The organism is Massilia sp. UYP11 (genome assembly GCF_050434805.1).
In the GTDB taxonomy this organism is placed as follows: Bacteria; Pseudomonadota; Gammaproteobacteria; order Burkholderiales; family Burkholderiaceae_D; genus Telluria.
This window is the reverse complement of record NZ_JBNDJE010000013.1, coordinates 87859-102258: the sequence shown is the minus strand read 5'-3', so window position 1 is coordinate 102258 and position 14400 is coordinate 87859. Positions and strand designations below refer to the sequence as shown.

Genomic DNA, 14400 nt, shown 5'->3' with positions numbered 1-14400 from the left:
AACCACAATCTTTAAAGGATTCAAACATCATGGCAGCTCAAGATTACACCGCCGTTGTACAACAACTGTACATGTCGTACTTCGGCCGTCCGGCTGACTTCTACGGCCTGCAGAATTTCTCGGCGCAGCTCGACGCAATGGGCGCACCGAAGACCTTCGCCGCAGTGCAGGCTGCCGTGCAGGCTGACGCCGCCGGCACCACCGCGCTGTCGAAGCTGGTGAACACCTTCAGCAACTCGGCTGAGTCGGTCGCCCTGTACGGCAGCGACAACAGCCAGGTCGGCATCTCGAAGTTCGTCGCCGCGATCTACCAGAACGTCCTGGGCCGCGAAGCCGACATCACCGGTTTCAACTTCTGGGTCAGCGCCATCTCCTCGGGCACCCTGAGCAAGGCCAACGCCGCTGCCGCCATCTCGCAGGCTGCTACCGTCAACACCTCGGCCCAAGGCCAGCTGGACGCACTGACCGTGGCCAACAAGGTTGCCGTCGCTACCGCCTTCACCACCGCCCTGGACACCCCGGCTGAACTGAACGCCTACTCGGGCGACGCAGCAGCTGCAGCCGGCCGTGGCCTGCTGACCGGCGTGACCTCGTCGACCAGCGTGACCGCTTACCAGTCGGTCATCAACTCGACCATCTCCGGCATCGTGACCGGCTCGACCCCAGTGTCGAACCTGGCCCTGACCGCCAACGTCGACAACATCGTGGGCACCAACGCTGCTGACACCATCACCGCACTGGTTGGCGTGGATGCTGCTAGCGTTTCCACCCTGAACACCGGTGACGCGATCGACGGCGGCGCCGGCATCGACACCCTGAACCTGATCGTGGGCAAGGCATCCCCGCTGCCAAGCACTGCCACCGTCAAGAACGTGGAAATCATCAACATCACCGGCGCGGACTTCATCAGCACCGGCGGCGTTGCTGCGACCGTCGACGCTGGCTACTTCGCTGGTTCGACCACCGTCAACCTGCAGAACACCGCTACCGCGACCAACGTCACCGGCCTGTCCGGCAAGACCCTGGGCGTGCAAGGCAAGAGCGCTGCGATCACCGGTGACTTCGGCACCGCTGCTGCTGCAACCGTGCAACTGACTGGTTCGTCGGCCGTTGCTGGTGGCGCAACCAACGCCGTTGTCAACCTGACTGGTGCTGGCATCAAGACCGTGACCGTCAATGGCAGCGGCCGTGCTACCATCGACTCGACTGGCGCTGTCGAGACGCTGAACGTCAACGCGACCGGTGCGATTACCCTGGACGCCCAGGCTGAAGCCGCTTCGATCAAAACCATCAATGCAGCCGGTTCGAGCGCTGGCGTGACCCTGGTGGGCGCATACACCGCAGCCGAGACCATCACCACCGGCAACGGCGCTGATACCTTCACCGTCGGCCTGACCACCGCTGGCAAGACCGCGACCGTCAATTCGGGCGCTGGTAACGACACCATCGACGTCAGCACTACCGCAGTCAAAGTCAACATCAACGCTGGCGCTGGCGATGACAACATCACCTTCACCACTGCCCGTCCAGTGACCGCGAGCGACATCGTCAACGGCGGCGAAGGCAAGGACACCCTGACGATCGGTAACGGTACCATCGCTGCTGCGGATATCGAAATCCTCAAAGCGGTCGTGACCAACGTCGAGACCCTGAAGTTCTCGGCACAAGCAACCGGCGTCGATGCAGCCGCCCTGAGCCAGTTCAGCACCTTCTCGTTCACGCAAGATGCCAGCGCCATCACCAAGGTTGCTGATACCCAGAGCATCGTCACCACTGGCGACGTCAGCGTGAGCGCTGCCGGTTACATCGGTGCTGGCACCGGTACCCCTGCCGCAACCGCGACGACCTATGCTGGCAAGCTGACCGTTGACGCGACCGGTGGCAGCGCCGCTGGTGCTGATCCTGTTCTCAATCCAGCAAATAACGTTGTGGTCACTGCAAACGCAGACTCGATCACCCTGAACGTGAAAGCTCTCGCAGCAACTGCGGGCGCTGCTGGCGAAGCTACGTTTGCTCAGCTGACCGGCGACGTCAAGTCGGCTACCGTCAACCTGACCAACAGTGTGAACGCCAACACCAGCAGCACCGCAACTGCTGACGTCCTGGCTAACTTCTCGCTGACCACCAGCGGTGCTAAAGTTGGCGCTACCAACGCTTTCAGCGAACTGGGCGCCCTGACCACGCTGAACCTGACCGGCAACGGTTCGGCTGTCATCGTCAACGGCGCGGCCGGCGTGCTGGCTAACGTCGACGCAACCGCAATGACCGGCAAGGCAGCCTTCGGCGGCCCTGCAGTCACCGGTGGCCTGGACTACACCACCAGCGCCAACGTCGCTGAAACCATCAAGCTGGGTGCTGGCAACGACATCGTGCGCTTCAGCGCCACGTCGTCGACCTACGACAAGATGGACACCATCACCGGCCTGACCCTGGTCAAGACCGCCGCTGGCGCGCTGGATCTGGCTGCTTCGGATGACATCTCGGTCGCTGGCGGCGCTACCTTCGCCAAGGCAACCTCGACCGCTGCAACCTTCGGCCTGGCACTGACCGAACTGGGCGCAGCCGCTGCCGACAACGTCGTGTTCCAGTACGGTGGCGACACCTACATCTACTCGGATGTGGGCGCCAATGGCCTGACCAACAACGACGTCGTCATCAAGCTGACCGGCACCATCGATCTGGACATGCTGGTTCTGGCTCTGAACCCGGCTCCAGCCCCTTAATTTCCTTCACCGGAAATGCCCCTTGCCTCGGCAAGGGGTTGCGATAACGCGAACCCTGGCTCCTGGAGCCAGGGTTTTTTCGCGTACACCGCGATGAGTCAAGACAGGCGGTTCCGTCCCGCCGGGTGAGCAATCACCGGCCTGGACAGGCAGGATCGACTTCTGCAGTGCCGTCGAATGCGGAGCATGCTCTGCTGAGTTTCGGCACGAATGGATAACGCGACGCCTTTCCCGGGACGGACATCGATCCCAGAGGCCATGCTGAAGAGCATGGCCTTTTTCATGGGCTGTACCGACATCTGATGCATCAGCGCAACTAATCTTCTTCAAAATTGTGATGCTCATCACATTTCACGGGGCTTTTAGGCGATAATGTGCGCTCTGGCTGTGGCTGGCTCTATTGCGGTCATCAGGCACACTTTCACGACGGCCTACAATGCTCAATAAATTCTTCGAATCGAAAAACGAACTCGGGCTCGCCCTGCGCGGTTTCAAAAGCACGTTCATTACCGTCGGCGTCTTCAGCGCCATCACGAACCTGCTGGCGCTGGTGCCGTCCCTGTACATGCTGCAGGTCTACGACCGCGTGCTGGCGAGCCGCAACGAATTTACCCTGCTCATGCTGACGGTGATGATGCTCGGCGCCTATGTGCTGATGTCCTCGCTCGAGATGATGCGCAGCTTCGTGCTGGTGCGCGTGGGCGCCAAGTTCGACATGCTGCTCAACAAGCGGGTGTACACCGCGGCGTTCGAGCAGAACCTCAAGCGGGCCGGCGGCAACGCCGGGCAGGCCCTGGGCGACCTGACCAACCTGCGCCAGTTCCTGACCGGTAACGCCGTGTTCGCGTTCTTCGACGCGCCGTGGTTCCCGATCTACCTGGCCGTGATCTTCTATTTCGACGTCTGGCTCGGCTTGTTCGCCCTGTGCGGCACGATCATCCTGGTGGTGCTGGCCGTCGTCAACGAGCGCATCACGCGCGGGCCGCTCGGCGAAGCCAACACCATGTCGATCGCTTCCGGCAACCTGGCGACCAACAACCTGCGCAACGCCGAAGTCATCGAATCGATGGGCATGCTGCCCAACCTGATGCGCCGCTGGTTCAAATTGCACAGCCGCTTCCTGAACCTGCAGGCCGAGGCGAGCCAGAAGGCCGGCGTCATCGGCGCGATCACCAAGTTCTTCCAGACGTCGCTGACCTCGCTGGTGCTGGGCCTGGGCGCCCTGCTGGCGATCGAAGGCCACATCACCCCGGGCATGATGATTGCGGCCTCGATCCTGATCGGCCGCGCGCTGGCGCCGGTGCAGCAGGTGATCGCGGTCTGGAAGACGTGGAGCAGCACGCGCAGCGCCTTCGACCGTCTCTCCAAGATGCTGAATGACAATCCGGAGCGTAACGTAGGCATGGAACTGCCGAAGCCGCAGGGCACCGTGACCGTCGAAGGCGTGACCGCGGCGCCGCCGGGCGCGACCCAGGCCGTCCTGCGCGGCCTGTCGTTCGCGATCGCACCGGGCGACGCCCTGGGCGTGATCGGTCCTTCGGGATCCGGCAAGTCGACCCTGGCGCGCCTGCTGGTCGGCGTGTGGCCCGCCGCGGGCGGCAAGGTGCGCCTGGACGGCGCCGATATCTATAGCTGGAACAAGGCCGAACTCGGCCCGAACATCGGGTACCTGCCGCAGGACATCGAACTGTTCGGCGGCACCGTGAGCGACAACATCGCCCGCTTCGGCGACGTCGATGCCGAAAAAGTCGTCGAGGCGGCCAAGCGCGCCGGCGTGCACGACATGATCCTGCACCTGCCCAAGGGCTACGACACGCCGCTGGGCGACGGCGGCGCCGGCCTGTCCGGCGGCCAGAAGCAGCGCCTGGGCCTGGCCCGCGCGATGTATGGCGACCCGGCCCTGCTCGTGCTCGACGAGCCGAATTCGAACCTCGACGAGGTGGGCGAACAGGCGCTGGTCCAGGCCGTGCTCGACATGCGCCGCCGCGGCAAGACGGTCGTGCTGGTCACGCACCGCACCAGCATCATCGGCGCCACCAACAAGCTGCTGCTGCTGCGCGACGGCGCGGCCCAGGCCTTCGGCCCGACCGACCAGGTGCTGGCCGCGGTCCAGGATGCGAACCAGAAGGCGCAAGCGCAGGCACAGGCGCAAGCCCAGGCACAGGCGCAGGCACGCCAGGCGCAGCTGCAGGCCCAGGCCGCCGCCGCTGCAACGACTGAACAAGGAAGCAAATAATGAAGCTGATTCAACAGAAGGATGCGCCTGCCGAAGTCGTCAGTCATGACGTCGCGCCGCTGACCGTGAATACCGATGCGCGTTCCTACGCGCGCGTCGGCTGGCTGATCGTGCTGTTCGGCGTGCTCGGCTTCCTGCTGTGGGCGTCCTTCGCCCCGCTGGACAAGGGCGTTCCCATGACGGGCACGGTGGCCAAGGAAACCAACCGCAAGAGCGTGCAGCACCCGACGGGCGGCGTCATCCAGGAAATCCTGGTCAGGGACGGCGACGTGGTGAAGGCCGGCCAGGTGCTGGTGCGCATGAACCCGATTACTGCCAAGGCGGGTTATGACATTACCGAAGCGCAATTTCTCGCCGCGCGCGCGAGCGAGGCGCGACTGCTGGCGGAACAGGCGGGGCAGAAAACGATCCGTTTCCCCGAAGACCTGACGAAACACGCCGACAATGCGCGCGTGGCCGAGATGATGGCCTTGCAAAACCAGTTGCTCGCTTCGCGCCAGGCGTCGCTGCAGAACGAACTGGGCGGCGTGGATGAGAACATCGCCGGCCTCAAGATGCAGATCCAGGGCCTGCAGGAGTCGCGCGACAGCAAGAAGGAGCAGGTCGGCTTCCTCAAGGAGCAGCTCGGCGGCATGCGCGACCTGGCCAAGGAAGGCTATATCGCCCGCAACCGCCTGCTGGACCTGGAGCGCACCTACGCGCAGCTGCAGGGTGAAATCTCCGAGGACATCGGCAATATCGGCCGCGCCCAGCGCCAGGTGATGGAACTGACGCTGCGCAAATCGCAGCGCATGCAGGAATACCAGAAGGAAGTGCGCACCACGCTGGCCGAGACGCAGAAGGAATCGGAATCGCAGGCGGCGCGCATGAGCGCCCAGCAATTCGAGCTGTCGAACGTCGACGTCAAGGCGCCGGTCAACGGCACGGTGGTCGGCCTGGCCGTGTTCACCAATGGCGGCGTCGTGCAGCCGGGCTTCAAGATGATGGATATCGTGCCGACCAACGACCTGCTGATCGTCGAAGGGCAGTTGCCGGTCAACCTGGTCGACAAGGTGTACGAAGGTCTGGAGACCGAACTGATCTTCTCGGCGTTCAACGCCAACCGTACGCCGCACATTCCGGGCATCGTGGAAACCGTGTCGGCCGACCGCAGCGTCGAAGAGCGTACCGGCGCGCCGTATTACCACGTGCGCGTGAAAGTGTCGCCCGAAGGCGCAAAGATGATCGCGCAACACAATATGGCTATTCGTCCCGGCATGCCGGTGGACCTGTTCGTCAAGACCGGCGAACGCACGATGATGAGCTACCTGCTCAAGCCGCTGATGGACCGCAGCCGGTCGTCGATGAGCGAGGATTGATCATGGCGCAAGCGATCAGGAAGCCGGGCGCGCTGCGCCGCAGTGGACTTGCCATCGCCGCATTGCTGACCTTCGTCGCCGGCAATGCCGGCGCGGTCAGCCTGCAGCAGGCCTATGAAGCGGCATTGAGGAACGATCCGCAATATCGCATGAATTATTACGAGAACGAAGCGACCAAGGAGAACGTGAACCTTGGACGGTCGAACCTGCTGCCGCGGCTGTCGGCAAGCTACAGGGCGAATCGAAATATCGCAGATACCGACACGTATTCAACCTTGGCCGGAAGGAATATACTCGAGTATCCGCGCTACATCAGCCGCTCCTCATCCATCAACCTCCAGCAGCCGATCCTGAACCTGGATTCGATCTTCCGCTACCGCCAGGGGAAGGTGCAGACCGCCCAGGGCGCGAAAAAATTCGAATCCGACACCAATGACGTCATCATCCGTGTCGTCGGGGCCTATGCGGACGCGCTGTTCGCCGAGGACCAGGTCGAGCTGTCCCGGGTGCAGCGCGACATGTACCTGGAACAGATGAAGGTCAATGATCGCCTGTTCGAAAAAGGCGAGGGCACCAAGACCGACATGCTCGAGACGCAGGCGCGGCTGGACCTGGCCGAAGCGCAGCTGGTCGAGGCCAGGAACAATGCGATCGCCATGCGCAACACGCTCGCGGGCATCATCGGCATGGACCCGGGCACCCTCGACAAGCTGGGTGCGGAGTTCCGGTTCCAGGACTTGCCGCTCAAATCGTTCGAAGACTGGCGCCGCACGGCCGAGGAGCGCAATCCGCTGCTGGCCGCCGGCAGGCTGGCGGTCGAAAATGCCCGCCTGGAAATCAAACGCCAGAAGGCGGGACACTTCCCCACGGTCGACCTGGTCGCCGGTTACAGCCGCGACGATGCGGCCTCGCTCCAGAACTACCGGCAGGATTCCATCAACCGCACCGTCGGCGTCCAGGTGAACATCCCGATCTACCAGGGCGGCGCGATCAGCGCCACCACGCGCCAGGCTGCCGCCAATTTCGAGCGCTCCAGGGCCGAACTCGACACGCAGAGCAACCGGATCATGGTCGAGTTGCGCAGGTCTTACGACCTGGTGGAGAACAGCGTTGCGATGATCAGCGCGCTGGAAAGGGCGGTCGCCTCGGGCAAGGAACTGATGGTCGCCACCGAGAAAAGCGTCGCGGGGGGCGTGCGGATCAACCTCGACCTGCTGAACGCCCAGCAGCAGCTGTACACCAGCCAGCGCGACCTGGCGCAGGCGCGATACAGCTATCTGCTCGGCCTGCTGCGCCTGCGTGCGGACGCGGGCACCCTCAATGCGGACGCGGTGCGCGAAGTCGCCGCCTACTTCCGCTGATTCGAACGGGAACCGCAACAAATCGACGGGCGTATGTCAATGGCATATGCCCGTTTTCTTTGTGCATTCAGGGGCGATGACAGGGCGATGATGATGCAAATTCGCCGTGAATCGATGTTAAAGTTTCCAGCTGAGCATATCCGCCCCACGAATCGACTTATTCACCAGTACAGGAATTTCCATGCAAGCTTGGTCTGAAGGTTACATGACGGATGTTGAATATACATTCGGATACTACGCAGAGTTGAATCCCCTACGCACCCGGCTTGCGCTTTTGAACGCAGGTTATGCTTATCCCGAGATCGGCACGGCATGTGAACTCGGCTTTGGCCAGGGTTTGAGCATCAATATCCACGGCGCCGCGTCGTCGACCGAGTGGTATGGCACCGATTTCAATCCGACCCAGGCCGCGTTCGCGAAAGACCTGGCCGGCGATCCGGCAAAGGCGGCCCGCATCTTCGATGACGCCTTCGATGCGTTCTGCAACCGCAGCGACTTGCCGGACTTCGATTTCATCAGCCTGCATGGCATCTGGAGCTGGATTTCCGACAGCAACCGCGCCGTCATTGCCGATTTCATCCGGCGCAAGCTCAAGGTCGGCGGGGTGCTTTACATCAGCTACAACACCCAGCCCGGCTGGGCCGCGATGGCGCCCTTGCGCGATTTGTTGACGGGCCATAGCGACACCCTGGCGGCGCCCGGCACCGAGACGAGCAAGCGCATCGAGTCGGCGCTCGATTTCGCCAACCGGCTGCTGGACACCGGCGCCATGTATGGCCGCGCCAATCCGTCGGTGGCGGAGCACCTGAAGCTGCTCAGCAAGCATCCCAGCAATTACCTGGCCCACGAATACTTCAATCGTGACTGGATGCCGATGCCGTTTTCCAGGATGGCCGAGTGGCTGGAATCGCAAAAGCTCAGCTTCGCCGGTTCCGCGCACTACCTCGATCACGTCGATGCGCTGAACATGACCGCCGACCAGGTGACGTTCCTCAACGAGATCCCGGACCGGCGCTTCCGTGAAACGGCCAAGGATTTCGTGGTGAACCAGCGTTTCCGGCGCGATTACTGGATTCGCGGTCCGCGCCGCCTGGCGCCGCTCGAGAAGGCCGAACGGTTCCGCGCCCAGCGGATCGTGATGGGCATGCCCTTCGCGAAAGTCGAGTTGAAGGCCAAGGGGTTGCTGATCAATGCGGACCTGAAAGAAGAGATCTACCGCCCGATCCTGAACGCGTTGAACGATTACCAGCCACACTATGTCAGCGACATCGAGCAAGCCGTGGCGGGCAGCGGCGTCACGCTCAACCACATCCTGCAGGCGCTGGTCATCCTGGCCGGCAATGGCACCGTGTATCCGGCCCAGGACGACGCGGCAATCCAGCAGGCGCGCCCGGCAACCGACGCGCTGAACGCCCGCCTGTGCGCTCAGGCGCGGTACTCCACCGAGATCAGCTACCTGGCCTCGCCCGTGACCGGCGGCGGCGTGTTCGTCACGCGCCTGGAACAGCTGTTCATGCTGGCGCGGGATGCCGGACTGGCGCAACCGGGCGAATGGGCGAAGTTCGCCGCCGATCTGCTGGAAGCGCAGAACCAGCGCGTCCTCATCGAAGGCAAGCCGGTCGAATCGCTGGAGCAGCAGCTGGAAGAACTGGGCAAGCAGGCGGTCAATTTCGCCGAGCTGCGGCTGGACTTGCTGAAAGGGCTGGGCATTACCGGTTGAGCCGTTGCGCCGCGCAACCATGAGCGCCCGGGCCGCGTCATGCGGACCGGGCGTTTTTCATGACACGCTGGTCAGGCTGGCGCGCCGGCGGCCTGGTCGCAACCCACCTCGTTGCCCGCGCAATGCGGACACGACACCCCCACCACATACTCCGGCGCAAGCTGCTGGCGCGGCGTCACCACGGCGCGGCAGGCGAAGCACTGCACGGTCTCGGTCGGCTCCAGCCTGGGATTGAGCGCGGTGCGGTAGTCGAACACGAAGCAGTCGCCGGTGTAATGGTCGCCGCCGACATCCTCGAAATACTTCAGGATGCCGCCCTCGAGCTGGAACACGCGGTCGTAGCCGATTTCCTTCATGTGGATCGCGGCCTTCTCGCAGCGGATGCCGCCGGTGCAGAAGGTGACCACGGTCTTGCCGGCCAGCTCGTCCTTGTGCTCGGCCGCGACGGCCGGGAATTCGGTGAACTTGTCGATGCGGTAGTCCAGCGTGTTGTTGAAGGTGCCCACGTCGACCTCGAACGCGTTGCGGGTTTCCATCATCACGACTTCGACGCCGTCGTCGTCGTGCCCCTGGTCGAGCCAGCGCTTGAGCGTACGCGCATCCACCACCGGCGCCCGGCCCAGCTCTGGCTTGATCAGCGGCATGCGCATGGTGATGATTTCCTTCTTGATCTTGACCAGCATGCGCTTGTGCGACTGCTCGCGCGACAGGCTTTCCTTGCATTGCAGGTCGCTCAGGCGGGCATCGCTACGGACCCAGGCCAGGTACTGGTCGATATGTTCGCGGGTGCCCGACAGGAACATATTGATGCCCTCCGGCGTCAGCAGTACGGTGCCCTTCAGGCCCAGCTCGTTGCACAGGTCCTGGTATTGCGGGCGCAATTCTTCCAGGTTGTCGAGCGTGATGAATTTATAGGCGGCGATGTTGACGTACTGGGTTTCGGAGGACATGGTCGTAGGCCTTGCAAAGGCTGTAGAAAAGGTAGGGCGATATTATAAGTCAGCAGGCATCGGCGCTTGCATGGTGCAGGCGATTGCGCCACAGTTTTCACCATCGCGGCAACGTTGGCAAAATCGCCACGTCGACATGCTGGCCAGAAACGCAGCGGTGCCGTCACCGCCGATGGCGCGGTAAAATACCCGGATGACTTCCCCGACTTTCACCCACCTGCGCGTCCACTCCGAATACTCCATCGTCGACGGCCTGGTCCGCATCGACGACCTGGTCAAGGCGGCCGTCAAGGACAACCAGCCGGCGCTGGCCGTGACCGACCTGGCCAACACCTTCTGCCTGGTGCGTTTCTACAAGGCGGCGCGCGGCAAGGGCGTCAAGCCGATCGTCGGGGTCGACGCCTGGATCACCAACGACGACAACCGCGACAAGCCGCATCGCCTCCTGATCCTGGCCAAGAACCATACCGGCTACCTGCAGCTGTGCGACCTGCTGGCGCGCGCCTGGCTCACCAACCAGCACAAGGGCCGCGCCGAGATCCGCACCGAGTGGCTGGAGGCGCTGGCCACCTCCACCTCGACCCTGCATCCCGACGAGCCCCAGGCCAACGCCCTGATCGTGCTGTCGGGCGCCCACTTCGGCGACATTGGCCAGGCGATCGAAAACGGCGACCTGGCGCGCGCCGAGGCCAATGCCGCGCGCTGGGCGGCGATCTTCCCGGGTCACTTCTACATCGAGATCCAGCGCGCCGGCCAGCCCAACCAGGAACAGCAGGTGCGCCACTCGGTGGCGCTGGCCGGCCGCCTGGGGCTGCCGGTGGTGGCGACGCACCCGGTGCAGTTCCTGGAGAAAAGCGAATTCATCGCCCACGAAGCGCGTGTGTGTATCGCCGAAGGCGAGATGCTGGCCAACGCCAAGCGCGTGCGCCGCTTCAACGAGAACATGTGCTTCAAGTCGCAGGCCGAGATGCTCGAGTTGTTCAAGGACTTGCCGGGCGCGCTGGCCAACTCGGTCGAGATCGCCAAGCGCTGCAACGTCACGCTCACGCTGGGTAAGCCGCAGTTGCCGAACTTCCCGACCCCGGGCATGACGATCGACGAATTCCTGATCGCGGAAACGAAGCGAGGCCTCGAGGAGCGCCTGGTCCAGCTGTATCCCGACCCCGTCAAGCGCGAGCAGGAACGTCCGCGCTACGAGGCGCGCCTGGAGTTCGAGAACAAGACGATCATCAACATGAAGTTCCCGGGCTACTTCCTGATCGTGGCGGAGTTCATCCAGTGGGGCAAGAACAACGGCGTGCCGATCGGCCCGGGCCGCGGCTCGGGCGCGGGCTCGCTGGTCGCCTACGCGCTGAAGATCACCGACCTCGATCCGCTCAAGTACAACCTGCTGTTCGAGCGTTTCCTGAACCCCGAGCGCGTCTCGATGCCCGACTTCGACATCGACTTTTGCCAGGAAAAGCGCGAACTGGTGATCCAGCACGTGAAGGACCTGTATGGCCGCGACGCGGTGTCGCAGATCGCCACCTTCGGCACCATGGCGGCCAAGGGCGCGATCCGCGACGTCGGCCGCGTGCTCGACTTCGGCTACAACTTCTGCGACGGCATCTCCAAGCTGATCCCGTTCAAGCCGGGCAAGCCGGTCTCGATCGCCGAGGCGATCGAAGAAGAACCGCTGCTCAAGGAGCGTCTCGAAAACGAAGAAGAGGTCAAGCAGCTGCTCGACCTGGCGCAGCAGGTCGAGGGCATCACGCGCGGCATCGGCATGCACGCCGGCGGCGTGCTGATCGCGCCCGGTAAACTCACCGACTTCTGCCCGCTGTACACCCAGGGCGGCGACGCCGGCGTGGTGTCGCAGTACGACAAGGACGACGTGGAGGCCGTGGGCCTGGTCAAGTTCGACTTTTTGGGCCTGACCACGCTGACCATCCTCGACCGCGCCGTCAACTACATCAAGGATCTCGACCCGGCGGAGAGCGAATTCGACCTGGCCAGGCTGCCGCTGGACGACCGCGCGTCGTACAAATTGCTGAGCGACGCCAAGACGGTCGCGATCTTCCAGCTGGAATCGCGCGGCATGCAGGGCATGCTCAAGGACGCGCGTCCCGACCGCTTCGAGGACATCATCGCGCTCGTCGCCTTGTACCGTCCGGGCCCGATGGACCTGATTCCCGACTTCTGCAAGCGCAAGCACGGCGAGAAATTCGACTATCCCGATCCGCGCACCGAGTCGATCCTGTCCGAGACCTACGGCATCATGGTCTACCAGGAGCAGGTGATGCAGATGGCGCAGATCGTGGGCGGCTATTCGCTGGGCGGCGCCGACATGCTGCGCCGCGCGATGGGCAAGAAGAAGGCCGAGGAGATGGCCGAGCACCGCGAGATCTTCCGCGCCGGCGCCGCCAAGGACGGCCTGTCGACCGAGAAGGCCGACGAGATCTTCGACCTGATGGAAAAGTTCGCGGGCTACGGCTTCAACAAGTCGCACGCGGCCGCCTATGCGCTGCTGTCGTACCACACCGCCTACCTGAAGGTGCACCATACCGCCGCGTTCATGGCAGCCAACATGTCGCTGGCGATGGAAGACACCGAGAAGATCAAGATCCTGGTCGAGGATGCGAAAGAAGTCTGCAAGCTCGTGATCCTGCCGCCGGACGTCAACGAATCGCAGTTCCGCTTCACGCCGGAAGGCGAGCCGAAGTCGAAGACCGGCAAGCAGGTGACCAACATCCGCTACGGCCTGGGCGGCGTCAAGGGCGCGGGGCAGGGCGCGATCGAGGCCATCATCGCCGCGCGCAGCGAAGGGGGCAAGTTCAAGGACCTGTTCGATTTCTGCAAGCGCGTCGACCGCAAGCAGATCAACCGCCGCACCATCGAATCCCTGATCCGTGCCGGAGCGATGGACGCCTTCGGCGTCGACCGCGCCGTGTTGCTGGCCTCGGTCGCGTTCGCGATGGAAGCGGCCGGCCAGGCGGCGGCGGCCGCCAACCAGGTGAGCCTGTTCGGCGGCGACGATTCCGACCTCGTCGCCCCGCCCGAGTACGTCAAGGCCACGCCCTGGACCGACCGCCAGAAGCTGTCCGAAGAAAAGATCGCGCTCGGCTACTACCTGTCCGGCCACATGTTCGACTCGTATGCGCAAGAGGTGCGGCGCTTCGCCAAGACCAAATTGAAGGACCTGGAACCGTCGCGCGACCCGCGCATGATGTGCGGCGTGATCACCGGCGTGCGTACCCAGATGACCCAGCGCGGCAAGATCCTGATCGTGGCGCTGGACGACAAGACCGCGGTACACGAGGTGACGGTCTACAGCGAGGTGGCCGAGGCCAACAAGCACGCCCTCAAGGAAGACGAGTTCCTGCTGGTGGTCGGCAAGGTCTCCGAAGACCGCTTCAACGGCGGCCTGCGCATCACGGCCGAGAAGGTGTTCGACATCGCGGCCTCGCGCATCCAGTACGGGCACAAGCTGGAGATGGACCTGGCTACCACGGTCGATCCGGCGAAGATCGCCGAGGTGCTGCAGCCCTACCGGGTGCAGGACGGGATGCCGGTCAGCCTGCGGCTGGTGACCAATGGGATTCCCTACGTCGTGCAGCTGGGCGACGACTGGCGGGTTGCGCCATCCGATACACTCAAGCTGGCGCTCGAGCTGACCCTGGGGGCAAAGGACGTCGCGGTCGAGTATTGACAGGCGTGTGCATGAACTAAAAGGCGTGTCCTCGGACTGATACCGTTAAGTTAGGCAAGCTGAGCTAGCCGTCAAATACGTCGTCCCCGCGCAGGCGGGGACCCAAGTTTTGCAAACGTCGTCGAAAACGCTTGCACGATTGGGTCCCCACCTTCGTGGGGACGACGTTTTTGCGCTAACTCAAGAAGACTTGAGCCTTAACTTAACGTCATTAGTGTCCCTGGGCACGTTTTTTTCTTGCGGATGGGCAAAGCACGTGCCGGCAACTGTTGCGTGCGAGCGTTGCTCTATGTGCAAGAGGTGCGCACGATTGAAATGGGATTTGACTTGAACTGTTGAGCAGGAAATACTCCATCGTTAGCTA

At 63.2% G+C, this 14400-nt stretch carries 7 protein-coding genes; 6 read left to right on the top strand and 1 reads right to left on the bottom strand.

Annotation, left to right across the window (positions count from 1 at the left end):
* Window positions 1–29: 29 nt before the first annotated feature.
* From ABIB38_RS17080 to ABIB38_RS17060, 5 genes are all read left to right on the top strand, one after another.
* Complete coding sequence (locus tag ABIB38_RS17080; protein WP_429205622.1) at window positions 30–2723, top strand: DUF4214 domain-containing protein; 2694 nt, start codon at window positions 30–32, stop codon at window positions 2721–2723.
* Between the two features lie 436 nt (window positions 2724–3159).
* Window positions 3160–4959, top strand: a complete 1800-nt coding sequence (locus tag ABIB38_RS17075; RefSeq protein WP_429205620.1) for a type I secretion system permease/ATPase — start codon at window positions 3160–3162, stop codon at window positions 4957–4959.
* On the top strand, window positions 4959–6317 hold the full coding sequence (locus ABIB38_RS17070) for an HlyD family type I secretion periplasmic adaptor subunit (RefSeq protein WP_429205619.1): 1359 nt from the start codon (window positions 4959–4961) through the stop codon (window positions 6315–6317). The genes ABIB38_RS17075 and ABIB38_RS17070 overlap by 1 nt, the downstream gene beginning before the upstream one ends.
* A 2-nt stretch (window positions 6318–6319) precedes the next feature.
* Window positions 6320–7678 carry a TolC family outer membrane protein gene (locus ABIB38_RS17065; protein WP_429205617.1) on the top strand — a complete coding sequence of 453 codons (1359 nt, stop codon included), beginning with the start codon at window positions 6320–6322 and terminating at the stop codon, window positions 7676–7678.
* 337 nt (window positions 7679–8015) lie between these two features.
* Complete coding sequence (locus ABIB38_RS17060; protein WP_429205615.1) at window positions 8016–9398, top strand: methyltransferase regulatory domain-containing protein; 1383 nt, start codon at window positions 8016–8018, stop codon at window positions 9396–9398.
* A gap of 71 nt (window positions 9399–9469) precedes the next feature.
* Here the strand turns inward: ABIB38_RS17060 and ABIB38_RS17055 are convergent, their stop codons facing one another.
* The gene (locus tag ABIB38_RS17055; RefSeq protein ID WP_429205614.1) at window positions 9470–10348 is read right to left on the bottom strand and encodes a sulfurtransferase; all 879 of its coding nucleotides are present in this window, start codon (window positions 10346–10348) and stop codon (window positions 9470–9472) included.
* Between the two features lie 193 nt (window positions 10349–10541).
* Between ABIB38_RS17055 and dnaE the strand changes: the two genes are divergently transcribed.
* A complete protein-coding gene (dnaE, locus tag ABIB38_RS17050) occupies window positions 10542–14036 on the top strand; it encodes a DNA polymerase III subunit alpha (RefSeq protein ID WP_429205612.1) in 3495 nt (1164 codons plus the stop codon).
* The last annotated feature ends 364 nt before the right edge of the window (window positions 14037–14400 follow it).